Here is a 23,625-nt window from a genome sequence, read left to right as displayed (position 1 = left end):
TCTTGATAGACTTCGGGAACATCTCGCGAACGCGAGACCATTGTTGGGAATCAGTTACCAATCCTCTTGATAGACTTCTTAACGTCCCCAGCATCGTCCTTACTGGAGTTGGGAATCAGTTACCAATCCTCTTGATAGACTTCCGCCTGGCAGGCGCTGGAAGCTCGACAGGTTGGGAATCAGTTACCAATCCTCTTGATAGACTTCTCACAGCTGTACTCGCTATACTCGCCGGGTTGGGAATCAGTTACCAATCCTCTTGATAGACTTCACCACCGAGAACAAGACCGTGACGCTGGGTTGGGAATCAGTTACCAATCCTCTTGATAGACTTCGCGAGTGTAAACGATGTGCGTTCCGTCCGTTGGGAATCAGTTACCAATCCTCTTGATAGACTTCACAAGGCTGTTCAACTGTTCCATATCAGGTTGGGAATCAGTTACCAATCCTCTTGATAGACTTCCTCAGCGGCTATGCAAGGCGTCGGCGCGGTTGGGAATCAGTTACCAATCCTCTTGATAGACTTCCATGTGCCCAAAATACATGTTTGTGACTGTTGGGAATCAGTTACCAATCCTCTTGATAGACTTCTTTCAACACTCCTAATGTTGACAGCGATGTTGGGAATCAGTTACCAATCCTCTTGATAGACTTCTATCGTCCCGAAGCGCAAACCATTTCACGTTGGGAATCAGTTACCAATCCTCTTGATAGACTTCAGAGGATTGGTTTTCCCGTGGAATAGCAAGGTTTTCGGGGCTTCGAACGATTAAAATTCGGAGCCCCGAACGCTATTTTTGGCACTTTTCGGCATCTACGAAAGAAAAACTGAAGGCCAAAGACGGCCTCACGCTATGACCGATCAGCACCAACAACCGTATTCCCAGGCACGAAGATCGGATCAAGCAAGGTCAGGCCATGCACGGGACGGCGGATCTTGGCCTCGGAATCTGCCGAGGTCGCGGCATCGGCGGCTACAGCTTCCGCGGCGGCTTCCTTTCGGGGCTCGCCATCAATTTGGGCGACCAACATTTCAACCGCACGCCTCAATAGTTCGTCGGGGCGCGTATCAAAGTGATCGACATCGAATAGGCAGTGCGCGCGCTCGGCAGACCAGCCGCTGGCTACCAGTGAGACATCGCGGCCAGGACGAATCCCCAGGTCAATCAGGGCATTGCACCAGTCATCCGCAGAAATCGTCGGCCCCAAAACGTAGGAATCAATCCGGTTATCACCGGCAATTTGCCCAACGAGCTTACGGATCTCACGGATTCCCGTCCCGCATGTACGCGAGAGCAAAGGAATCCCCGACTCGCCCGCAGTATCAACAACCGCCTGCCTGAACTGCGAGACGAAGTTCAACGATTGCACATCGGGGCTTGCCGAATGGACGAAAGCAATGTTGCGCGCTCCCGCGTCACGCAGGCGGTGGACCGCGGCGTGCCCGGCCTCGTAATAATCAACGTCGATGGACTGGACCGGTGCATTAAAAGGCCCAGACCCCGGGGTTCCAATGAAAACAGTGGGGATCTTGCTCTCTGCAACGACGCCCAAACGAGCATCATTGAAGCGCACCTCCATGATGAACAGGCCGTCGCACAGCGCGGTCTGCATGACTCGACGAAGCCCCGCAGCGCCCTCGTCGGCGGTGATCAGCAGCAGGTCAAAATCGTGTTCGCGCAAGAGCTGCGCCAGAGTGATCAGCATGTAGTGCTGGGCCGCCGCGTCCGCACCCTCGTGGTAGGGGACCACTACTCCCAGGACGCGAGACTTTCGCGAACGCAAGGACCGGGCACCCGCATGGGGCTGATACCCCAGCTCTTTCATTGCAATTTGGACACGCTTTTCCGTCTCGGGGGAGACGGCTCGGCGTCCACTCATGACATACGAGACCGTGGTTTGCGAGACTCCCGCTAGTTTTGCAACGTCTCTGCTGGTTGGCTGACGCGCCATCTCAGGTCCTCCCGGTATCTTGACAGGATCGCGTGAACAACTTATTGTGAGTTCCGCATCACATGTGCGGGCGTCGATGCCCGCAAATATTTTTTATCCGACGAATACGTATGCGTAATGAACAATACCAGAAAAACTCCTGAAAATTGTCATTAAGCGAATACGTATTCGTCCGGTCAAAAAGGAGCACAGGTGTACACGAAGAAGCAGTACCCCGGCGCAGTTGAACTCTGCTTCGCGCACGAGTTCATCCGCATTGAGGCATGGGGGCGCAACGCGCTTCGTGTGCGCATCGGCCCCTCTGCAGACTTCCCCCAAGGACTAGGAGCCCTCGAAGCGGGGCCTGCCACCGGCCTCGGAAGCATGGAAGAAGCAAAGGTCACCGAGGTCCCCGGCTACGACAAACCCGAAGAAGTCTTCACCAACGGGCGTATCAGCGTCGTCGCCAACCTTGACGGTGGAACAGGAATCGCCCGCTTCCTCCTCGACTTCCAAAAGGACGGCGAATCCGTCCTGCGCGAAGCCCCCGAGCACTTCTGGTGGCCGGGCGCCCACGGAATCTACCCCGGTTTCGGCGGACACGAAGTCCACCAGTGCTTCGCCTCCGACCCCAGCGAACGCTTCTACGGAATGGGCCAGCACTCCTACGATTTCCTCGACCACAAGGGAGTCGTCTCCGACCTCATCCAGCGAAACGGCGAAGTGTCCATTCCCTTCGTCCTCTCCGACAAGGGTTACGGTTTCCTGTGGAACAACCCCTCCGTCGGCCGCGTCGAATTCGCCAAAGAAAGCACCCGCTGGGTCGCCCAAGGCAGCGAGTGGATCGACTACTGGGTGTGCGTGGGCGATACCCCCAAGGAAATCCTCGAGGCCTACGCCGACGCCGTCGGTCACGCGCCCCGCATCCCTCAGTGGGCACTGGGACTGTGGCAATCGAAACTGCGCTACACCAGCCAAGAAGAACTCATGGAAGTCGCGCGCGAATACAAGCGCCGCGGCCTGCCCCTGTCCGTGATCGTCACCGACTTCATCCACTGGCCCGCAATGGGGGAGTGGCGCTTCGACGAAAACGAGTACCCAAACCCCGAAGCAATGATGGCCGAACTGGAAGAAATGGGCACCAAGCTCATGGTCTCCGTGTGGCCAACTGTCTCTCCGCTCGCGCAAACGGACGCAGAAATCCGCGCCAAGGGCCTCTTGGTCGGCACCGAAGCCGGCGTCGAATACCACCAGACCTTCCGCGATAAGGGAATGGACCGCCCGCTCCCCGTTGCCTTCTACGACCCGACAAACCCCGCGGCCCGCGAGTACGTCTGGGACAAACTCAAAAACAACTACTTCGACCTGGGAGTTCGCATTTTCTGGCTCGATGCTTGCGAACCCGAACTCAACCCCGGTCACCCCTCCAACCTGCGCTTCTACGCCGGAAGCGGCCTGAACGTCTCCAACCTCTACCCGCGTGAAAACGCGCGCATGGTCTGGGAAGGGATGCGTGAGCAGGGCGAAGACCAATTCCTCAGCCTGTGTCGCAGCGCGTGGGCCGGCCAAGCCAAGTACGGCTCGGCGGTATGGAGCGGCGACATTGCCCCCACCTGGGAGGCGCTCTTCACTCAGGTCCGAGCCGGCCAATCCATCGGAATCTCAGGAATCCCGTGGTGGACGAGCGACATTGGCGGCTTCCACGGAGGCGACCCCAGCGATCCCGCCTACCAGGAACTCTTCGCCCGCTGGTTCGAGTTCGGCACATTCTGCCCGCTCATGCGCGTCCACGGTCACCGCGAACCCCGCGAGGACGTGGCCTCGGACAACCCCGGAGGACCCAACGAAATCTGGTCCTACGGCGAGGAAGTCGCGCAAATCTGCGCGCGCAACATTCACCTCAGGGAAGCGCTGCGCCCCTACATCGGCCGCGTCATGGACGAGGCCGCCGAGCGCGGAATTCCCCCGATGCGCGCACTCTTCCTCGAATTCCCCGAGGACGCGCGCGCGTGGGAAGAAGAAGGAGAATTCCTCCTCGGTCCCGACCTCCTTGTCGCCCCCATTGTCGAGGCCGGCGCCCGCAGCGCTCGCGTCTACCTTCCCGCGGGAGTGCGCTGGCAGCAGCTGCTGATCGCAGGCGGTGAAGAAGGAGAGAAGGCAGGTACGGCCTCGTACACCCTGGGAGACGTCTTCGAGGGTGGGCAAGAGGTCACCATCGATGCACCACTGGAGTGCATCCCCGTATTTGTCCGTGAAAACACGGAACTTGGTAGTTGCTGACGGACAACTATCAACACTCAAAGGAGAGAGAATAATGGCACACACATCGAAGCTCGCAATGCGCGGCGTTGCCCTTTTCGGTGCCTCAGTGATGGCACTGGGACTGGGCGCATGTTCGGGAGGCAAGTCGGATTCTTCGTCTGGCGCCTCCGGTGGACAGGTCACCGTTGAAATGTGGGACTACCTGAGCGGTGACACCGCCAACAGCTCGATCGAAGCATCGATTGCAGAGTTCGAGAAGGCAAACCCCGACATCAAGGTCAAGCGCACCACCTTTGCTTTCGCTGACCTGTCGAAGTCCATTCTCCAGGGCTCGGTCGGCGGCGAGGTCCCCGACGTTGCAGTCGTGGACGTGGTCGACAACCAGAACTTCGCGTCTTTGGGCATGCTCAAGGACCTCAGCGGTGATGGTATCAACAAGTCTGATTTCTTCGATGGCCCCTGGTCCTCGGTTGAATTCGATGGAAAGACCTACGGTATTCCGCTGAACTCGAACAACCTCGCCCTGTACTACAACAAGACCATGCTCAAGGAAGCCGGTGTTGAGGTTCCGACCGACTGGGAGTCCTTGAAGGAAGTTGCAAAGAAGACCACCAAGGGCGACGTCAAGGGCCTGGCGATTTCCGGTGTGAAGTCTGAGTCCGCAACCTTCCAGATCCTGCCCTTCGTGTGGCAGACCGGTGGCGACCTGTCCAACTACAGCGAGTCCGGCGCAACCGCACTGGCCTACCTGCGCGGCATGATTGAAGAAGGCTCGATGTCCGAGGCCGTCTCCAACTACACCCAGGAAGATGCACGTACCCAGTTCATCACCGGCAAGGCCGCAATGATGATCAATGGCCCGTGGGAGCTCTCGACCCTGACCAAGGATGCCGAGATCGAATGGGACGTCGCTCCGCTTCCTAAGGACAAGCGCGCAGCAACCTCGATGGGTGGCGAAAACGTTGTCGTCATGAACGGTGCAAAGCAGTCCGAGGCAGCCGTGAAGCTCGCGAAGTACCTGACCAGCGCAGAAGGCGCCAAGATCTACTGCGACGGCTCCGGCCAGCTCTCCTCGCGCCCCGACCTGCAGGGCAAGCTCAAGCTCTCGAGCGATCCTAAGCTCAAGGTCTTCGAAGATCAGCTCCAGTATGCACACGCACGCGCATACGGAAAGGACTACCCGAAGATTTCCGAGGCCATCCAGCTGTCCATGCAGGAAGCCCTGACCGGTGCGTCGACTCCCGAGGCCGCAGCAAAGAAGGCCGCGGACACGATGAACCCCTTGCTGCCCAAGAACTGAGCGGCAAAGGACACAGGTCCGGCGAGTATCGTAGGCCTCGTCAAGGACCGCACAATACCTAGTGGCACCCCACGCGAGTACGAACGCAACAATGGGAGCCCGTGGCAAAGCCACGGTATCCCTACTCGCGTGGGGAGCCCGCAACTCTGAGTAAGTGAATTTACGATGACGCGAACAAAGAAAGCGGGTCACGACGCAGGATCTCGTTCCATGGCGCGCACTCGTCGCCTGGGGTTCCTCCTTGCGCTACCCGCAATCATCTACATAACAATTTTCCTCGTTGTTCCCCTGGTCTATAACATCTGGCTGTCAATCTCTGACGCCAACGGTTCCAATCTCATTACGGGCGACTACCACCCGACGGGCTTTGCGAACTATAAGGAAATGCTGGCCAGCCCCGGTTTTTGGAATGGCGTCAAGCTTTCGGCGATCTTCACCGTCGCGTCCCTTGCTTTGCAGTTCCTCGTCGGATACGCGCTGGCACTGTTCTTCCGCAAGCCCTTCCCCGGAAACGGCATTATTCGCGCGCTACTGCTGGTCGCCTGGATTCTTCCCGCCGTTGTGACCGGCACGATCTTCCGCTGGATGTTCGACTCTGATTTCGGCGTCATTAACTACTTCTTGACCTCAATGCACCTGGTGGACAAACCGGTCATGTGGCTCACCGGTCCAACAACCGCAATGGTCGCGGTCGTTGTCGCAAACCTCTGGGTTGGAATGCCCTTCAACATGCTCCTGATCTTGTCGGGATTGCACACCATTGACGATGGCTTGTACGAGGCCGCCGAAGTTGATGGTGCGGGCCCCATCCGTACCTTCTTCTCCATTACGGAACCCCTCATGCGTCCTGTCGTCTTCTCGCTCTTGCTCTTGGGCGTCATCAATACCTACAAGGTCTTCGACCTGATCTACACGATGACGAAAGGCGGGCCCGTTGAAGCGACGACGACTTTGCCGATCTTCACCTACCTGCAGACCTTCAAGGTCTTCGATTTTGGTAATGGTGCAGCCGCCTCGATGCTGACGATGGTTCTGCCCTTGGCGCTGTCGTGGTTCTATGTTCGTTCGCTGGATAAGGAGGACGCGTAATGTCTGTGGAGACTTCTGAAGTCCAAGGTGTGGCCAGCGAAAGTGCACCCAAGGACGGAAAGCGCGCCGAGGCCTCGGAAACGAGGACTTTTGCGAAGACAAAGCACGAGAAGCGTGAAGGCCGCGTGCGCATCACAAAATCTGCCGCCGCATGGGTCATGGCGATCTTCTATCTTTTCCCGGTCTATTGGATGGTGTGCACCGCCTTCAAGACGCAGAAAGAAACATTCGTTCAGCCACCGCACCTCATCCCGCAAAATCCGACGCTTGATTCCTTCCGAGTCGCATTCAGCGACAACTTTGGGATCTGGAAGGCGCTGGGGAACTCGGCGATCATCGCTGCTGGGTGTCTGGTGTTGACGCTGCTCTTTGCAATCCCCGCGGCCTACGCGATCGCGCGAATGAGGAGCGCAGTGACAACCGGAATGCTGATCTTGTTGAGCGTCGTTCAGCTCCTCCCCGCCATCGCGATCTCGATCCCGATGTTCGTGCTCTTCCGCCAAGCGGGAATGGTCAACACCCTTCCGTCGATCATCTTGGCGGACGTGACGGGCACCCTGCCTTTCGCGATCATCATGCTGCGACCGTTCTTCAAGCAGTTCCCGAAGGAAGTTGAGGAGGCGGCGCGACTTGATGGCCTCGGAATCATTGGAACCATCGTTCGCGTGGTGATCCCAACGATTCGCCCCGGCGTCATCATGATCGGATCCTTCTCATTCCTCATGACCTGGGGTGAATTCACCTTTGCGTTGACCTTGCTGACGAAGGCGGATCTGCAGCCTTTGACGGTTGCTTTGAACCGCTTGATCGGTCAGTATGCGACGAACTGGAATGACCTGATGGCTGTGGCCACGGTTATTGCAATCCCGGTTTTGATCCTCTTCATTGCTCTGCAGCGCTACATCGTCGCTGGCCTCGCCGGTGGCGCGACGAAGGGGTGAAGGGGATATAGCGTTGCGAGGCCGGGGCGTGCCCTCCCCACTTCGCTCTCTCATTCCTGCTTTAGCTCACTGACTCCGGGCCTATGACTGTTCTAAGGCCGTAGGTGAGCGAGCTAAAGCAGGAGGGGATGGACGCGTGTAGACATCGCCCAGAAGTTGGTGTTCACTGAGATCACGAACATCCAAGGTCCGCAGGGCATTCGCACCTCCACCAACGAAGATTTGGCAGGTTCTCTGTGTTATTCGATGAAACTCAACTTCCCGAAACGCACTCGGCACTTCACTTTCCGGCCGATGAATGGTGGAAGAGCGCGGTTGTTTACCAGATCTATCCCCGCTCATTTAACGACGCGAACGGAGATGGTTTCGGCGATCTCCAAGGGATCCGCTCCAGGTTGGGATACCTGAAGGAACTGGGCGTTGATGTCCTGTGGCTTTCGCCGATCTACCGCTCGCCCCAAGCCGATAATGGCTACGACATTTCCGATTATCAGGACATCGATCCCGCTTTCGGGACCATGGACGACTTCAATGAACTCATCGCAGACGTTCACTCCCTAGGGATGAAACTGGTCATGGACCTGGTCGTCAACCACACCTCGGACGAGCACCCGTGGTTCATTGAGTCGCGTTCCTCGATCGATAATCCAAAGCGCGATTGGTACTACTGGCGTGACCCGCGTCCGGGTTTTGAGGGAGGAACCCCCGGAGCCGAACCCACAAATTGGGGGTCATTCTTCTCCGGTCCCGTGTGGAAATACGACCCGCATACCGGTCAGTACTACCTCCATCTCTTCGCAGAAAAACAGCCCGACCTGAACTGGGAGAACCCCGAAGTTCGCCAGGCCGTCTACGAAATGATGCGCTGGTGGCTAGACCGCGGGGTCGATGGCTTCCGAATGGATGTCATCAACCTGATCTCGAAGGTCCCCGGCCTTCCCGATGGCACCTGCCAGCCCGGTCAGGATCTTGCCGACGGAAGCCCCTTCTACATGGAGGGACCGCGCCTGCATGAATTCCTCCAGGAAATGCACGGCGAGGTCTTCGAAGGCCGTGGAGCGATCTTCACCGTTGGGGAAACCCCCGGGGTGCTCCTCGAAAATGCGCCTCTCTACTCTGATCCCGCGCGCCACGAAGTCAACATGATCTTCCAATTCGAGCACGTCGGCTTAGGGCTGCCTGAAGGAAAATTCGGCCGCCGCACCCTGGAAGCGGGAGACCTCGCGGACTCGCTCACGCGCTGGCAAGAAGGCCTCGCCGAGCGGGGATGGAACAGCCTCTACCTGTGCAACCACGATCAACCGCGCACGGTCAGTCGTTTCGGCGATGAAAAGTACTGGTATGACAGTGCGACTGCGCTTGCGACAATTCTTCATCTCCTGCGCGGAACCCCCTATATCTACCAGGGTGAAGAACTGGGCATGACGAATACGGTCTTCGCGGGGATCGAGGACTTTGAGGACATCGAGTCCACCAACTACTACCGTGTGGCCACCGAACACGGAGACGATCCCGAGCGCGTCCTTGATGGCCTGCGTGCGATGGGCCGCGATAACGCGCGCACTCCCGTCCAGTGGGATGCGTCGGACAATGCCGGTTTTACGACGGGTACGCCGTGGATTACTGTCAATCCGAACTACCCGGTCATCAACGCCTCCGAGCAGGTGGGGGACCCGGTCTCGGTGTTCTCCTACTTCCGCGCGCTCATTCGCCTGCGTCATCACCTGCCGGTTATCGCTGATGGGCGCTTCGAGCGCATCGACGCCGGCCACCGTGAGATCTTCGCCTTCCGCCGCACCTTGGGTGAGCGCCAGCTGGTAGTTATTGCAAATCTTTCCTCGAAAGATCTGGCCCCGGTCCTTCCTTCAGAGATTTCCGAGGCCGTACCTGCGTTTGTCCCAGTCCTGACCAATGCGAATGTGTGGGAAGAGATGGGTGCGCCGCTTGCTCCGTGGAGGGCGCGGGTTTTTCTTCGATAGTCATCGTGTCAACCATTGAGACCATTCATGTTTGAATTCGCTGGAAATTCACGATTTTTCTGAGAAATAGTGAATACGTATTCGGTGAATTGAGGCTCTGACCTGCGCTGATAGTTATCAGTGCAGGTCAGAGCTGTTTTATTGTCACTCTTCCGCGGTATTTCAACGATTTTTCAATCCAGAATTAAGTCGCTGTGATTCATTGTTATGCCAATGTTGCGTGCAGGAATGGTTCTGGATGCGTTCAGGCGATCTTTGTAGCGTCATCGCGAAGCTTTAACAGGCTGTTTTCGCTGATAACACGCAGAAAAACAGAGTGAGGGATACGCATGCGGATTGGAACCGCAAAGAAGATCGGGGCGCTCGTAACCGCCGGTGTACTCGCGGGAAGCGCGACAGTACTCGGCGCAGAATACCGAGCAGAAGCCGCCCCAACAATTACGAAAGTCTGGGCCGACAAAGCGCGTTATGAGCCGGGGACACCTGTCACTGTCACTGCCCAAACTCAAGGGAGCGGGGAAGTAAACTTCTCACTCACCCACCTGGGAAAGCAGATCGATCACTACACCGCCCAGGCCTCGGAAAACGGCAAAACAACCTGGACTTTTACTCCCCCGAGCACGGACTTCACGGGCTACATGGTGGAAGTCGACACTAAAGATTCCCAGGCGAATACGGCGATTGACGTTTCCAGCACTTGGACGCGATACCCGCGCTTTGGCTACCTGGGTAACTACAGCGCTGATCTCAGCGGAAAGACTGACGGCATCATCGATCAGCTGGCCCAGGACTACCACATCAATTCGCTCCAGTACTACGACTGGATGTGGCGTCATGAAGACCCGGTGCGCTACGAAGACGGCAAGGTCGCGCCGCAGTGGAGCGACTGGAAGAAGTGGAACTTCTCCTCGGACGTCATCAAGCAATTCATCGCCTCGGGCGATGATGCCGGCGTCGCCTCGCTGCCCTACTCCATGAGCTATGCAGCACTTGAGGGGTACCAAAACCACGGCGTGAGTAGCGACTGGGCAATCAACATCCGAGGCGACAACGACACCCGCGTCCCCTGGACAAGCGTCATGATCCCCGGCCAGCAGGACACAACCCTGCACATGATGAACCCGCAGAATACTCAGTGGCGTCAGCATATGGTCGATCAGTACAAGAAGCAGATCGAACTGGGCTTCGAGGGAACGCATATCGACCAGCTCGGTAACCCTCAGGGCGCGTGGGATGTCAACGGGAACCCCGTCGACCTCGAAGCCGGTTTTGCGTCGCTCGTGAACGAGACTTCGGAGCAGACGAAGAAGCCTGTTGGACTCAATGCCGTTGACGGCTACGGTTCCAGCCAATTGGCTCAGTCCAAAGCCGACTACCTCTACACCGAGCTGTGGGGCAGCCAGGCCTCGAACTCGAACTTGGCGGACTATCTGGAACGTCAGCGCAAGGAGTCCGGAGGCAAGAGCGCAGTCGTCGCTGCATACATGAACTCCGACTCCGTGACGGGCGACCGATACGAGGCCGAGGACGCGTCTCACGCGGGACTGCCCACGGCCTCGGACCACGAGGGCTACACGGGCAAGGGATTCGTCGAGCAGCCCGAATGGCGAAGGAAGGCTGTCTCCTTCAACGTCAATGTCACTGAGAGTCGCAACTACGGTCTGGTCTTGCGCTGGGCGAATGCAACCGGACGCATGGCTGTGCGCAGCGTGTACGTCGATGGCAAGAAGATCGGCGTCCTGTACATGGGATCAAGCCCGACACATTTCAACGACAACTCTGACATCTGGACCCGGTGGAGCACGGGCGAGGCCAGGAGCACGTGGCTGGACAAGGGACAGCACACAATCACCTACCAGTTCGATGAGGGCGACTATGGGGATATCAACGTTGATTCGCTGACTGTTTCCTCCTTCGACACTCCTTCCGTTGAGCTGGCCGATGCGATCTTCGCGGCAAATGGCGCGCACCACCTGGAACTGGGCCAGGACAACAACATGCTCAATGGCCCCTTCTTCCCTGACCGCATCAAGTTCATGAGCTATGAGCTGCAGGACTGGCTGCGTAACTACTACAACGTCATTACCGGTTATGAAAATGTCCTCTACGGACCCGAGCTTCACCGCGTCAGCCGAGGAGTGTCGATCCAGGGGCATAACGTCAGCTCCAACGGAAGCGCAAACACCATTTGGGCAAACGCCATGACCAATGGCGATACGCAGGTCCTTCACCTGATCAACCTCGAGAAGGACAACGACGGCAAGTGGCGCGACCCCACCGCAAAGCCCGAGACTTTGCTTGGCTTGCCCGTCTCCTACACGATTGGCGACGGTGAAGTTCCCGCGCACTTGTACGCGGTCAGTCCCGACGTTGATGGCGGTCGTGCTCGCGAGATTCCCTTCACCGTGAAGACCAACGAGCAGGGACAGCTCACCGTGAACTTCACGGCAGACATGCTGTCCGTGTGGGACTTCTTCTACACGCAAAAGGACGAGGCCGCGCACAACGATAGCGGTAACACTGACGCTCACTCGGACGCCGACACTCCTGACAACACTCCGAGCACTCAGCTTCGGGAGGGTGCGCTGGTCAATGGAAATGGGAAGTGCTTGGACCTGTGGGATGGCGCAAGCCTCAATGGTCGCAAGATTCAGGAGTGGGATTGTGTGCGCACGACTTCTTCTGAGCGAAGCGCCTCCGAGCCGATCTACGCACAGAATGTGACCTTCGATCAGGGCAAACTCATGCTGGCCGGTAAGTGCCTTGACATCTTCGAGCAGCGCAATGAGAACGGAACTCCCATTCACTTGTGGGATTGTGTTCCCGCGCCCACGCAGGAATGGAGGCAGTTGTCAGGCGGTCAACTGCAAAACGTGGCGACTGGGAAATGTCTGGCAGTTCGGGAAGACTCTTCCGAAAATGGGACAGTCATTCACCTGTGGGATTGCCATTCAGGGCAGACTGAAACATGGAGTTTCAAGCGGTAGCCGCTGGGGAACTCCGTAGTGGCCGTGGCCCCATTTCCTTGGAGGGAGAGGTGGGGCCACGGTCTTTTTTCTGGGTGCGTTATGTCTCACATGGAATGGGTTTGCAATGAGTGTTCGCGGCGCGATAGTCTTTTGACAATTTGGGCTGGTTTAGCACCAAGTTGATGAAGTTTACGAATGTAGTGCCACGAAACCTTAGAAGCAGGAAGGATAACCGATGAGCACGATCGCCCCCACCCGAGAAAAAGAAGAAGTCACTCGACATGATGATGACTTCTCATTTGAAGCAGTTCCATCTCAGAACCGACGGTCATTTTGGGCCGTCGGTTTTGTTATGCTCGGCTTCACCTTCTTCTCAGCCTCGATGAGCGTTGGAGCAAAGCTCGGAAACGGCCTGAATTACTCACAGTACGTGTGGGCGGTGATCATCGGCGGCGCGATCTTGGCCGTCTACACCGGATCCCTGGGCTACATCGGCGCAAAGACCGGACTGAGCTTCGACCTCATGTCTCGCCACACCTTCGGACGCATTGGTTCCTACCTCCCCTCGGCGCTCATCTCCTTCACGCAGATGGGTTGGTTCGGTGTCGGCGTGGCAATGTTTGGTATCCCCGCAGCAGAAACTTTGGGAATCAGCCCCTGGCCGGTCGTTATCGTTGCAGGCGGACTCATGACCGCTTCGGCCTATTTCGGAATCAAGGCCATCGAAATCGTCTCCTTCATCTCGGTGCCCCTGATCGCAATCCTCGGTAGCTACTCGATGATCGCCGCAGTGAACGACGGAGGCGGCCTCCACGCTGTCTTCGGACAAAACCAGGGAATGACCACGGTGACCGCAATCGGCCTCGTGATCGGAAGCTTTGTCTCCGGCGGAAGCGCAACCCCGAACTTCACGCGTTTCGCTAAGACCACCACTTCGGCGGTCATCACGACGGTCATCGCCTTCTTCATCGGCAACACCCTGATGTTCTCCTTCGGCGCGGTCGGCGGTGCCTTCACCGGCAAGGACGACATCTTCTACGTCATGATGGCCCAGGGACTGCTGATCCCTGCCCTCATCGTCCTCGGTGCAAACATCTGGACAACGAACAACAACGCCCTGTACACGACCGGTCTTGGATACGCGAACATCACCGGAGTCAACAAGAAGCCCCTGGTCCTGATCGCTGGAGTCATCGGTACCTTGGGTGCCCTGTGGCTCTACGACAACTTCGTCGGCTGGCTGAGCCTGCTCAACGCCACCCTGCCCCCCATCGGCGCGGTCCTAGTCGCAGACTACTTCGCCCGCAGGAAGACCTACGTGACCGAAGGCGAGAGCGCAACCACCATCAAGTGGGCGCCAATCGTCGCCTTGGTCGCAGGCGCACTCACCGGCTGGCTGACCCCCGGCTTCGGAATTGTCTCGATCAACGCCATGGCTGTCGCGATCCTCGTCTACTTCGTCGGAAGCGCAATCGAGAAGGGAATCCGTCGATGAGCATCCCCGCAAGCGCTGGAGTGAACCTGCTCATCAAGGGTGTCCGTATTGAAGACGGACCCACCGGAGTCGACATCCGCATCACGGACGGAAAGTTCGCGGAAATCGGCGCGGGACTGACGCCTCGTGAAGGCGAAGAAATCCGCGATTTCACGGGCAAGCTGGTGCTGCCTCCCTACATCGAATCCCACGTTCACTTGGATACGGCGCTGACCTCGGGCCAGCCGCGCTACAACGAAAGCGGAACCCTCTTTGAGGGCATCGAGGTGTGGAGCGAGCGCAAGCAGAGCCTGACCTACGAGGACGTCAAAGATCGCGCCGGCCGGGCACTTCGCCAGCAGGCACAGTTCGGCATCCAGTACGTGCGCTCGCACGTCGACGTGACGGACCCGGACCTGACGGCCCTTCGCGCGCTTATCGATCTGCGCGAGGAACTCAAGGACTCCATGACCCTGCAGTTGGTCGCCTTCCCGCAGGAGGGCATCGAGTCCTTCCCCAACGGACGCGACCTGATGCGCCGCGCGGCGGAAATGGGTGTGGACGCCATCGGTGCGATCCCGCACTTTGAGTTCACCCGCGAGTATTCCGTGTCCTCACTGAACTTCGCAGTCGAGCTCGCCCAGGAATACAACCTGCTCATGGACGTGCACTGCGACGAAATCGACGACGAGGCCTCGCGCGGGCTAGAAACACTGGCCACGCGCGCACTCGAAGCCGGGATTGGGCCGCGAGTGACCGCCTCGCACACGACGGCGATGCACTCCTACAACAATGCGTACTTCCTGCGTCTGGTGCGCCTGCTCAAGATGAGTGGCATCAACTTCGTATCGAATCCGCTGGTTAATACGCACCTGCAGGGGCGCGTCGATACCTACCCAAAGCGCCGAGGCGTCACCCGCGTGAAGGAACTAACCGAGGCAGGAATCAACGTCTCATTCGGGCAGGACGACATCGAGGATCCGTGGAATCCCATGGGTACCGGAAACTTGCGTGATGTCGTGCTCAACGGCCTGTATGTCACGCAGATGATGGCGCGCCCGGAGATCACGGGTTCGTACAACTTCATCACCCACAATGCTGCGCGCACGCTGAGCCTGTCCGATTACGGCATCGAGGTTGGAAACACGGCGAACTTCATTGTGCTGGACGCCGAGGATTGGTTCCACGCACTGAGCTTCGGTGCTCCTGTGCTTGCGAACTTCCGCGCCGGCCGAGTGCTGGCGGAGTGCGAACCCCTCGCACGCCGCGTGCACTTCTAGGGATTGCCGAGGCCGCGCTCCCTTGAGGGGAGCGGGAGCCTTGCGCCTTTGGTACTGACTGCCTGGGCTCCGCTTCTGATTGCACTATCAAGAGCGGAGCCCAGGGGTTTGTCGAGGGCCAGTTCTGCAACCAGGGTTCCGACAAAAGCATCTCCTGCACCAGTTGGATCAACTACATGCGTGGGGATTGCGGGGCGATGTTCCCATGAATCTGCTTCCCTGGTATAGACCCAGGCACCTTTCTCTGCGCCGGTTACGATAAGAGTCGGCGGCAAGGTTGCATCTTTATATTTGCTGGTGAGTAAGGGCATTTCGTTTGTAATGTCATCCCAGCTGGTCGCAAAACACCTGCGGACACCAAACTCATTGACAATGAGAATGTTGGCTGTTGACAGGATTGGATCAGTAGGGTCAAATTCGGCACCAGTGTCTGCATCGATGACGAATCGACCACCGCTCACTTGCATAGAGGAAATGGCCCTAGCAAGTTGGTCGTTATTCCTCACTCTACGGATCTTTTCAGGAGTCGAGCACAGGATAGTCGAAGTCGAGATTCGTTCTAGAGCTTGCTCATCTAGGGTGACTGTTTCAGATTGTCGATCAGGGTAGATGACAGCGTTAGAACCTTCGGTTATGAACACTAAACAGACTGGCTCAACACCGTCAGCGATTTGTGTAATGAGTGAAGTATCGATCCCACAGCTATTGAGATCATCGAGCAAAGTACCTGAATCGGGACAATCTTTGAGGAAGCCAATGAGAGCAACATCGGCTGTGCTGCAACGAGCGGCGACAGCCATGTTGGCGATTGTTCCTCCGGGGATTCGAGCCAGTGAAGAAAATGTCGCTTTGTCCCCCAGCTGTGGCCAGTGATCGAGCGGACATAGGACATCCATAATCGGTTCCCCGATGAATGTCACACGTGCGTTCACGAGTGCCTCCTCGGCCCTCCGTCTGTGCAGTGAGCAAATAGTGCGCTTGTGACACAACCGCCTTCGATGGGGATCCATTCGGAAGGAAAACGAGGGTCAGAGTCAGCAAGCCAGTGATACGCAGTCGAACTATCAATTCCGAAACACGGTGAATGCCATGTCCCACGATGGAGGATCATCGCACAGCCACGTGGGATGACAATAAATGCTGAGTCTTCAGCAGTTGGTACGGGGTGCTGTGAAGAACAGACTGCGAAAATGATAGGTTCGGAGGTTGGGAGCAAGGTTTCTTGGGTGTGGTCATGTCGCTCGAGTGCAGTTACGGGCGTGTCGAAGCATTCCACGAAGGTCATTGCGAGGTTAACAGGATTGCTGTTGATCTTCTCCCGGCTTTTGAAGTCTTCCCAGCCTTCACCGGATGCTTGAATGACGGTGGGGTGCTCCGGAGAAAAACATAATTCTTGTCCCCATGCGGAGATATCATCGATACCCACCGTATAAGTGGGACGAACATGGGATTTCATCAGTGCCCCTCAAGTTTACGAACTAGGCGGACAAGCTCTGCGACACGTGGACGTTCAAGGTCGCCGTGGGCGTCGCCGTCTGTCTTCAACGAAGAGCCAATGATTGCTCCGTCGGCAATCCTCAGTTGTTCGACGCAATTTGATGCACGCACTCCGGCGCCAACAATTAGTGGAAAATCACCAATAATCTCGCGAAATGTTGAGATTTTCTCGATCTCAGTTTCGACACCTGTCGCACGTCCGGTGACGATGATTCCATCACCTCGTCGCATTGCGCGGTGAAGATCCTCTTCAAGAGAGTTTCCGCTAAGTACGGGTTGATTCTTAAGTCGCACGCCTCCCAAGATCACAGTGGGGGAGTTTTCTTGGCACCAGTTCACTCGCTCTTCAAAAGCTGGTTCTTGCTCGGGAGGAAGCTGCCCCGCCAGGGAGTCGAGTTGAATGAATGGAAGTTGGTACTCGACGGCAAGATCGAAGCTTTTGTCGTTATCCCAGATGATATCGACACCGACAAACAGTTGAGGGAATTCTTCGAGAATACGAGGAAGGCAGTAGACAACATCGTCATAGCTTCCAAAGTAGTTTTCTACGATAACTCCGTCGAAACCTTCTTCACTGAAGATCTCACTTTCTTTGCGCGCGCGGTCCAGAATGTCCTGCTGTCCCTCGCCTTTGAGATGGAGCATTCCCAACAGGAGCTTTGATCGGTTGTGAGGCCATTGTCCAAGACAGGCACTACGTGAAGGAGTCATTATTCCTATCTTTCTGCAGTAGTGAAGATCTGATTAAAAAATGCGTGCAGAGCATCAAGCGTGATGAGATCCGGCGAAGCATTCGCGCGGCGGGCAACCTCAACACCTGGAGGAACACGCAAATACGAGCGCTCAAGGACCGCCTCGTTTGCGAATACAGAGGATGCAGTGTCGTCGCAAATGATGGTTCCTTCGGACATAACGACAACTCTGGGGAAATTTTCAATTACAAAACGCATGTCGTGCGATACCGCAATGACACATATTCCTTCTTGGGAAGCCCACTGGAGGATTCCACTTAGCGTTTCCCGTCCGATGTCATCAAGGCCTGCGGTGGGCTCGTCAACGATGAGGTAATCGGGGCGCAGTGCAAGAGCCGCGGCGCAGGTAACGAATTTCCTCTGAGCAAGAGGTAGATCCAAAGGATTAGTCTCGGCCTCATCCGTGAGGGCACAGACTTCTAGAGCATCGCTAACCCTCTGATCGATCTCTTCAGCGGTGAGAGTCTTTCGACGTTCCAGAGCGTAGGCACACTCATGATGCACGCTCGTGCAGAAGATCTGATCATTCGGATTTTGAAAAACGTAGCCGATATGTTGGGCGATCTGGTCGCTCCGCATACGTGTAAGGCTTGTCTCATCAAGGAATACTTCGCCAGACGAGGGCGTAATAAGACCGTTGAGGAGTTTTGAAAGCGTTGATTTTCCCGCGCCATTTTGCCCGACAAGAGCAACTCGTTCGCCCGAAGTAAAGCGTACGGAAACTCTGTTGAGAGCAAGGTTTCCATCCGGGTATGAAAACGAAATATCACGGCATTCAATCATGATGTGCTCCGAGATCTGTTACTCGGGTAGATGCAGCGATGTCAGCCCAAGCGTCTTCGCGAGTGAGCCATGGTGAGCGCCCAATTTCGGCCGATAGACGCAGTACTTCAGGGAAGCCGCAGCGCACACCATCATCCAGTGCTTTGGGGAGTACCTGTTGTGCCCTTCCTTGAGCGTAGGTGCGTCCTCGATCGACGATGATAAATTCATCGACGATATCTACAAGTAGATCGACCTTGTTTTCCGCCAGAAGTACTGTTTTTCCTGTGTTCTTCAGTGAGTAAATTACCTCCAGAATCATGTCAGTGGTCAAAGGGTCGAGCTGCGAAGTTGGTTCGTCAATGAGCAAAATGGGAGTATCCATGGCCAAGACAGCAGCCAACGAGACTCGCTGACGCTGACCCCCTGAGAGTTCGAGGGGGTCTTTAAAGGCAAGGGACTGTAGATGTGTATCGACAATAGTCTGGGCGACACGATCAATCATGCGATCGCGGTCCCAACCAAGGTTTTCTAACCCGAATGCGATTTCTTCGACGACTGTAGTGCACACCCCTGTGAGTTGTGTGTAGGGGTTTTCGAAGACGAGGCCGATAGAGGCTGCAAGTTGTCGGTCGTCCAGCTCGGTGAGATCCTCACCGAGAATACGGATACTTCCGGTCACTGTTCCCCCAAGAATAGAGGGAATGAGTCCGCGCAGAGTATTGCACAGAGTCGTCTTTCCAGATCCGTTTGGACCGATTAATCCGTAGATCTTTCCTTGCTCGAGTTCAAGTGAAATGCCGTCGAGGGCATTGGTCGGAGCTAGTGGGTGGCGAACCGAAAGATCAGTGACGCTTATTGCGTTCACCATAGGAATCGACCTCCCAAAGCAATGGCTGTTGATACAAGTAAAGAGATAAGTAGGTAAAGAGCGTCCCTAACAGAGAACTTTTGGTGAGGTTTGAGAAGCTGTGTATCTTTTGAGACACCAAAACCGCGAACTTCCATTGCAATCGCGCGTTCTTCAACGCTTGCGAGAGAAGAAAGAACCAGCGGAGACACCGTTGGAAGTAACGCGCGTAGGCGAATCCAGCGACTTCCGTCCACTTGGATCCCGCGTGATCGTTGAGCATCTTGGACGGCACTTGCGCGCTGTCCAAGTTCAGGGACCAAGCGGATCGAGTTCATGACGACATAAGAGGCTTGTCGGCTCGCTCCCATTGTCTCAAGAGCCTGAGCCATGTCTTTGAGGGAAAGTATTGAACTCAGAAGAATGAGTGGAGCGCATACCGCAAGCAACATGGCGATGTACCAAATTGCAGAATCGACCCCTTCTTGAGTGACAGTTAGGGGGCCAACATGGAAGAGAACAGAATCTCCGTATTCGAAGAAGGCGCGAACAAAGAGGGTAAAAACCGCAATCGTTGTGCCAATCTTCCAAAACCTTGGCCAGAACACCGAGAAAACTCCGAAGAGAGTGGAGGCAATGATGATCACTATTGAGAAGGCATAGTATGTCGGCGCATCGCCGGTGCTGAGAACCCCGATCATGAGGAGCACAGGTATGGCAAGGCGTAGCAGAGGGTGAATTCTCTCAACGAATCGTTGTGGAACATCCTGCGCAATCTCGTCGAGAATTGCCTGCCGCATCGTGGTGTATTCCGCGGTGTTCTGGCTGGAAGCCGTAGTCATGACATTACTTCGTCGGCGTCTGAATGCTTACTTTGTAACCTTTTGACGAGAGTGGAGGTATTTCTCTCCATTGGGGAACTTCGCAAGTGTGCGCTGTGGCAAGGCAATCAAAATGTAGAAAACGACAAGAGCTGTGATGACTTTGTCTGTGATATCGCCTGAAACGCCGGCACTCATTGCTGCCAACCAGTTTGGAGCACCAATCTGACGCAAGAGGCCAGCAATGATGCCTGTTCCTGTTGAGGACAAACCGTGGTACACGATGATCGTGATAAGTGATCCCGATACGCCGGTAGTAATTCCGCCAATAATTCCCGAGAGTAATGAACGCAGGAATGTCGAATAGCCGTTGTAGTGGGACAAGATTGTCGCGACTCCACCGGTAATAACGAAAAGCGGAATGTAGAAGATGTTGGAGGGGTTCGTAATCAGAGATGCAAGGCCAGTGATAACACCGACGATCGTTGCTGGCCAGAAGCCGGAGATGACTGCGGTGAGTACAACGCCGATCGAATCAAGCCAAATTGGGAGCTTGAGGGCAAAAACGATATTGGAAACAACAATATTAAGAGCGATGGCGATGGGGATGACGTAGAGCGTCATCTTGTTCATCTGCTTAGCAGACATGGGTATTCTCCTCTTTGAGAGTTACAGGTTCGGCATATCCTCTGACCTGATCAATCGTCATGGTTGCCTGGACGCGTGTGGAGTACGTGACTTCGCTGTCTTCAATGCATGCACCATTGTGGTCGTAGGTTGATCCTGTGACGTGAAGCAGGCATCGCGTTCCCACGGGTTCGCCCAACACTGTTCGGGTTTCTTGGTCAATGCTTCGCGCGCTCATCGAAACCACCGAGAACTTCGGAGTTGTCCGATAGGCATCGCGAAGGATGTGATAGATCGAGGCATCGGTGAAATCAACTTGTTGGATGCCGGGGAATAGATCAATCGGGAGGAAAGAAATATCGAGGCTCACCGGGAAAGAGCCGTTGTCGTTCTCAATCAAGCGAAGGCGCTTGAGACGTAGGAAGGGCCGATTCTGACGCAGTACCACCGAGTGATCCAAGACGCGTGCGCGGGCGTGGTCGCTTGTCCCCTCGAGGCGGTCGGTCAACGAGCCGAATCCCCACAAGACACGCTTGTTTTCCTGTGAGGTAACGAAGGTTCCTTTACCTTGATAGGACCGAAGATAGCCCTCACTGACGAGGACTTGGAGTGCGCGGCGGACTGTTCCCCGGGTCACTGAGAACTGCTCGCACAGAATGCTCTCAGAAGGAATCCGTGAACCGGCGGTGAGATCGCCGTCCAGGATTTGGCGTCTGATAGTCTGTGCGATCTGTTCGTAGACCGGAGGGGAAATGCTTGTCACCTCATGCTCCTTTGCAATCTGCGGACAGGCGACAATATATGATGTAGATCATATACAGGTCAATATCCCTCATGTACGTATTTTCTAGACAAGTTCAAGGAAAAGTACATGAATATGAGTCTGTCGACTTAGGTAAAACAATGCCCCGGGGGCCAGCTCACCTGGCCCCCGGGGACGAGATTGAATAAATGTCAGTTGTTACCTTCAACAACCTCGAGAGGAATCTGGTATTCCTTGCCGTTGGGGTCGGTGAGCTTAATGGTGGTTTCACCGACCTTCTTGGGGTGAATACGAAGGTTCTTGGAGCCCTTGACCTGCTCGGCAATTTCCGCGTCAGCAATCTCAACCTTTGCCTTCGAGACGCTGCCATCGAGCTTGAACTCGAGGTCACGCTGCTCGGGGAGCTTCACGCCGGTTTCGACGACCGAGGCCGGGTCCTTGGTGATGAACTTTTCGTTGGTTGCTGATGAGGGGCCACTGGAGCAAGCAGCAAGACCGGTTGCTGCCATAACGGCAATGGACATAGTTGCAATGAGAGATTTACGCATGAAGCTAAGTTTAGCGATAGCTGGAGGAGCGTCCATTTTTGCCACCACATTTTGGATAATTGCACCAAGTTGTCGCCAAATTGTGACCAGATAGGACCGTCAAAGGGAAGAAATGGCGAAAAGTCAGCCGCAAACACACAATAGAAATACGCACTTCGACCAAAGGAGCAAAATGCAGGCTGAAGACTATCGCAAGGTTCCCGAAGTTGGGCTGACCAACCCGACCATCGACGTCCTGCGCGCACATCGCACCATCCGCAAATTCGAGGACACACAGCTTGGCCTCAAGGAACGCGATGCCCTCATCGACGTAGCCCGTCGCGCGCCCACCTCATCCTTCCGCCAGCAGTTCTCAATCATTCACATTACCGATGTGGCAAAGCGTGATGCTCTGGCTGAGGTCGCATGCCAGCCCTACGTGGGCACCAGCTGCGGCGATCTCTTCATGTTCGTCGTCGACCTCTACCGCAATGCGCGAATTCGTGAGGAAGCGGGAATGGATATTGCTCCGCTCCAGCGCACCAATCTGTTCTTAGCAGCCATGGAAGACGCGGTTTTGGCCGCTCACAACATGGAGGTTGCCGCTGAATCCATGGGTTTGGGCACGGTTTACCTTGGCTCGCTGCTGCGAGGTCCCGCGCGCACGATCGAGCTCCTCGAGCTGCCGCGCATGACCTTCCCGATCCTCGGCCTACTGGTGGGACGCCCGCTGCAGGACCCGCCTTACCGTCCTCGCGTCCCCAAGGACTTGGCAGTCGGCGAAAACACCTACCCGAAGGTCGAGGGTTCCTACCTGGAGGCCCTTGCCGAATATGACGAAGACGTACGCGCCTACTACGAAATGCGCAAGGCTGGCCTTGGAGCCACCAATGCCTTCACTCAGATCATCAGCGAACAGATGGGACTGCCTGACACCTTTGACACGGCCCCCGTCCTTGAGGTCTTGCATTCGCAAGGCCTGTGCCTGAGTTAATTTCCATTGCCGAGGCGGTAGGGCGTAGGTGGTCATCGACCACGTTGAAAGAGGAGAGTTTGTGAGTACACAGGTCACGCAAGAACTGGGGTTTTCAACCTACGTGTTCGTCGAGCGCCTAGGTAAGAACGCAGCAATCTTGCACCCTTTCCCTGAATTCAATATCTCCTTGGTGGCGCGCGCACTTGAGGAAGCGGGACTGCCGATTTCCATCATGGGCGAGCACGCACCTGAGCGCGGAGAAGGAATCTACTTCCAAGAAGAACCCTTCCCGGATGAGTTCCTCGGGATTTTGGCCGATGCGCTGAGCGTTCGAGGCATCGGCGCTTACGCCTACTGCCTCGTTGATGGATCACTGGGCGATCTGGATCTGCACCTCTTCACGCGCGTGGGCGGAAGTTTCCCGCGAGCGGGTAAGAAGGTCGTGCTGATGCGCCTCTACTTGGGGCGAAACGCCGAAGGCCCCGCAGCGACAACATGGATTTTCGGCGCGCCCGCGGACCTTGAGGAAGTGAATGGGCTCCTGGGGGAGAAGTACGATACTCAGCCCGTGTCGGATCCCGCCGGGTTTGCGGCAATCGAAATTCAACACCCGGAGTTTTCGGCGGGATTGCAGGAACCTTCGCAGATCATGGACGATATTTTCCAGACTTTGGGGCGTCATGGTTTTGAGGGTCCAGCATTTGTGGAAGATCATTTTTCGCAGTCCAATGATGCGAATCTGTGAGCTGCGGGGTTAAAGCCAAGTAGCGCAGTTGACGCATGGGAAACCTGCTCCAGAAAACTCCCAGGAAACGCACGTATTC

General features: G+C 56.1%; 20 protein-coding genes and 1 CRISPR repeat array (1 of these 21 cut by a window edge). Of the genes, 10 read left to right on the top strand and 10 right to left on the bottom strand.

Features of this window, described 5'->3' with window-relative positions; genetic code table 11:
* Positions 1 to 719: a CRISPR direct-repeat array (repeat unit 36 nt; unit sequence GTTGGGAATCAGTTACCAATCCTCTTGATAGACTTC) (it extends 663 nt beyond the left edge of the window).
* A 133-nt stretch (positions 720 to 852) separates the two neighbouring features.
* Entirely contained in the window at positions 853 to 1,953 is a 1,101-nt protein-coding gene (locus HMPREF1627_RS02825; protein ID WP_034500966.1) for a LacI family DNA-binding transcriptional regulator, read from the bottom strand.
* Positions 1,954 to 2,145: 192 nt separating this feature from the next.
* On the opposite strand from HMPREF1627_RS02825, the gene HMPREF1627_RS02820 reads away from it, so the two are divergent.
* From HMPREF1627_RS02820 to codA, 8 genes are all read left to right on the top strand, one after another.
* Positions 2,146 to 4,212, top strand: coding sequence for a TIM-barrel domain-containing protein (locus HMPREF1627_RS02820; RefSeq protein ID WP_034500965.1), 2,067 nt, complete (start codon positions 2,146 to 2,148; stop codon positions 4,210 to 4,212).
* Positions 4,213 to 4,246: 34 nt separating this feature from the next.
* The gene (locus tag HMPREF1627_RS02815) at positions 4,247 to 5,494 is read left to right on the top strand and encodes a sugar ABC transporter substrate-binding protein (protein ID WP_034500964.1); all 1,248 of its coding nucleotides are present in this window, start codon (positions 4,247 to 4,249) and stop codon (positions 5,492 to 5,494) included.
* 165 nt (positions 5,495 to 5,659) lie between these two features.
* Entirely contained in the window at positions 5,660 to 6,583 is a 924-nt protein-coding gene (locus tag HMPREF1627_RS02810; protein WP_034500961.1) for a carbohydrate ABC transporter permease, read from the top strand.
* Positions 6,583 to 7,524: a carbohydrate ABC transporter permease gene (locus tag HMPREF1627_RS02805; RefSeq protein ID WP_034500959.1), complete on the top strand. Its 942-nt coding sequence runs from the start codon at positions 6,583 to 6,585 to the stop codon at positions 7,522 to 7,524. The genes HMPREF1627_RS02810 and HMPREF1627_RS02805 overlap by 1 nt, the downstream gene beginning before the upstream one ends.
* 236 nt (positions 7,525 to 7,760) lie before the next feature.
* Positions 7,761 to 9,503, top strand: a complete 1,743-nt coding sequence (locus HMPREF1627_RS02800; RefSeq protein ID WP_034500956.1) for an alpha-glucosidase — start codon at positions 7,761 to 7,763, stop codon at positions 9,501 to 9,503.
* 329 nt (positions 9,504 to 9,832) lie between these two features.
* Positions 9,833 to 12,490, top strand: coding sequence for a glycoside hydrolase family 66 protein (locus HMPREF1627_RS02795; RefSeq protein ID WP_052040805.1), 2,658 nt, complete (start codon positions 9,833 to 9,835; stop codon positions 12,488 to 12,490).
* Between the two features lie 217 nt (positions 12,491 to 12,707).
* A complete protein-coding gene (gene codB, locus HMPREF1627_RS02790) occupies positions 12,708 to 13,967 on the top strand; it encodes a cytosine permease (RefSeq protein ID WP_034500951.1) in 1,260 nt (419 codons plus the stop codon).
* Positions 13,964 to 15,226, top strand: a complete 1,263-nt coding sequence (codA, locus tag HMPREF1627_RS02785; protein WP_234305220.1) for a cytosine deaminase — start codon at positions 13,964 to 13,966, stop codon at positions 15,224 to 15,226. Before codB ends, codA begins: the two co-directional genes overlap by 4 nt.
* Here the strand turns inward: codA and HMPREF1627_RS02780 are convergent.
* The 9 genes from HMPREF1627_RS02780 to HMPREF1627_RS02740 form a co-directional block, all read right to left on the bottom strand.
* A complete protein-coding gene (locus HMPREF1627_RS02780; RefSeq protein WP_052040804.1) occupies positions 15,223 to 16,158 on the bottom strand; it encodes a carbohydrate kinase family protein in 936 nt (311 codons plus the stop codon). The genes codA and HMPREF1627_RS02780 overlap by 4 nt on opposite strands.
* Positions 16,155 to 16,511, bottom strand: coding sequence for an ureidoglycolate lyase (locus tag HMPREF1627_RS10920; RefSeq protein WP_420705308.1), 357 nt, complete (start codon positions 16,509 to 16,511; stop codon positions 16,155 to 16,157). The genes HMPREF1627_RS02780 and HMPREF1627_RS10920 overlap by 4 nt, the downstream gene beginning before the upstream one ends.
* 170 nt (positions 16,512 to 16,681) lie before the next feature.
* Positions 16,682 to 17,434 carry a BtpA/SgcQ family protein gene (locus HMPREF1627_RS02770; protein WP_034500949.1) on the bottom strand — a complete coding sequence of 251 codons (753 nt, stop codon included), beginning with the start codon at positions 17,432 to 17,434 and terminating at the stop codon, positions 16,682 to 16,684.
* Positions 17,435 to 17,439: 5 nt separating this feature from the next.
* Positions 17,440 to 18,258 carry an energy-coupling factor ABC transporter ATP-binding protein gene (locus HMPREF1627_RS02765; RefSeq protein ID WP_034500947.1) on the bottom strand — a complete coding sequence of 273 codons (819 nt, stop codon included), beginning with the start codon at positions 18,256 to 18,258 and terminating at the stop codon, positions 17,440 to 17,442.
* The gene (locus tag HMPREF1627_RS02760) at positions 18,251 to 19,108 is read right to left on the bottom strand and encodes an energy-coupling factor ABC transporter ATP-binding protein (protein WP_034500944.1); all 858 of its coding nucleotides are present in this window, start codon (positions 19,106 to 19,108) and stop codon (positions 18,251 to 18,253) included. The genes HMPREF1627_RS02765 and HMPREF1627_RS02760 overlap by 8 nt, the downstream gene beginning before the upstream one ends.
* Positions 19,102 to 19,929, bottom strand: coding sequence for an energy-coupling factor transporter transmembrane component T (locus HMPREF1627_RS02755; protein ID WP_234305219.1), 828 nt, complete (start codon positions 19,927 to 19,929; stop codon positions 19,102 to 19,104). Before HMPREF1627_RS02755 ends, HMPREF1627_RS02760 begins: the two co-directional genes overlap by 7 nt.
* Positions 19,930 to 19,956: 27 nt before the next feature.
* Complete coding sequence (locus HMPREF1627_RS02750) at positions 19,957 to 20,556, bottom strand: hypothetical protein (RefSeq protein WP_034500942.1); 600 nt, start codon at positions 20,554 to 20,556, stop codon at positions 19,957 to 19,959.
* Complete coding sequence (locus tag HMPREF1627_RS02745) at positions 20,546 to 21,298, bottom strand: GntR family transcriptional regulator (protein ID WP_034500940.1); 753 nt, start codon at positions 21,296 to 21,298, stop codon at positions 20,546 to 20,548. The genes HMPREF1627_RS02750 and HMPREF1627_RS02745 overlap by 11 nt, the downstream gene beginning before the upstream one ends.
* Before the next feature lie 191 nt (positions 21,299 to 21,489).
* The gene (locus HMPREF1627_RS02740) at positions 21,490 to 21,846 is read right to left on the bottom strand and encodes a pilus assembly protein N-terminal domain-containing protein (protein ID WP_034500939.1); all 357 of its coding nucleotides are present in this window, start codon (positions 21,844 to 21,846) and stop codon (positions 21,490 to 21,492) included.
* Between the two features lie 172 nt (positions 21,847 to 22,018).
* Here HMPREF1627_RS02740 and HMPREF1627_RS02735 point away from each other — a divergent pair, with 172 nt between their 5' ends.
* A complete protein-coding gene (locus tag HMPREF1627_RS02735) occupies positions 22,019 to 22,819 on the top strand; it encodes a nitroreductase family protein (RefSeq protein ID WP_199805872.1) in 801 nt (266 codons plus the stop codon).
* A gap of 61 nt (positions 22,820 to 22,880) precedes the next feature.
* A complete protein-coding gene (locus HMPREF1627_RS02730; RefSeq protein WP_034500938.1) occupies positions 22,881 to 23,546 on the top strand; it encodes a hypothetical protein in 666 nt (221 codons plus the stop codon).
* The last annotated feature ends 79 nt before the right edge of the window (positions 23,547 to 23,625 follow it).

The sequence above is a fragment of the Actinomyces sp. S6-Spd3 genome, from assembly GCF_000758755.1.
Classification (GTDB): Bacteria; Actinomycetota; Actinomycetes; order Actinomycetales; family Actinomycetaceae; genus Pauljensenia.
Note: the sequence above shows the minus strand (reverse complement) of the source record. Positions and strands in the feature narration are given on the sequence as shown.

Coding starts and splice junctions, on each gene's coding strand:
- HMPREF1627_RS02770 (WP_034500949.1), bottom strand. CDS start 17,434: ATGACTCCTTCACGTAGTGCCTGTCTTGGACAATGGCCTCACAACCGA.
- HMPREF1627_RS02810 (WP_034500961.1), top strand. CDS start 5,660: ATGACGCGAACAAAGAAAGCGGGTCACGACGCAGGATCTCGTTCCATG.
- HMPREF1627_RS02740 (WP_034500939.1), bottom strand. CDS start 21,846: ATGCGTAAATCTCTCATTGCAACTATGTCCATTGCCGTTATGGCAGCA.
- HMPREF1627_RS02815 (WP_034500964.1), top strand. CDS start 4,247: ATGGCACACACATCGAAGCTCGCAATGCGCGGCGTTGCCCTTTTCGGT.
- HMPREF1627_RS02805 (WP_034500959.1), top strand. CDS start 6,583: ATGTCTGTGGAGACTTCTGAAGTCCAAGGTGTGGCCAGCGAAAGTGCA.
- codA (WP_234305220.1), top strand. CDS start 13,964: ATGAGCATCCCCGCAAGCGCTGGAGTGAACCTGCTCATCAAGGGTGTC.
- HMPREF1627_RS10920 (WP_420705308.1), bottom strand. CDS start 16,511: ATGACCTTCGTGGAATGCTTCGACACGCCCGTAACTGCACTCGAGCGA.
- HMPREF1627_RS02795 (WP_052040805.1), top strand. CDS start 9,833: ATGCGGATTGGAACCGCAAAGAAGATCGGGGCGCTCGTAACCGCCGGT.
- HMPREF1627_RS02765 (WP_034500947.1), bottom strand. CDS start 18,258: ATGATTGAATGCCGTGATATTTCGTTTTCATACCCGGATGGAAACCTT.
- HMPREF1627_RS02735 (WP_199805872.1), top strand. CDS start 22,019: ATGCAGGCTGAAGACTATCGCAAGGTTCCCGAAGTTGGGCTGACCAAC.
- HMPREF1627_RS02755 (WP_234305219.1), bottom strand. CDS start 19,929: ATGACTACGGCTTCCAGCCAGAACACCGCGGAATACACCACGATGCGG.
- HMPREF1627_RS02760 (WP_034500944.1), bottom strand. CDS start 19,108: ATGGTGAACGCAATAAGCGTCACTGATCTTTCGGTTCGCCACCCACTA.
- codB (WP_034500951.1), top strand. CDS start 12,708: ATGAGCACGATCGCCCCCACCCGAGAAAAAGAAGAAGTCACTCGACAT.
- HMPREF1627_RS02825 (WP_034500966.1), bottom strand. CDS start 1,953: ATGGCGCGTCAGCCAACCAGCAGAGACGTTGCAAAACTAGCGGGAGTC.
- HMPREF1627_RS02750 (WP_034500942.1), bottom strand. CDS start 20,556: ATGTCTGCTAAGCAGATGAACAAGATGACGCTCTACGTCATCCCCATC.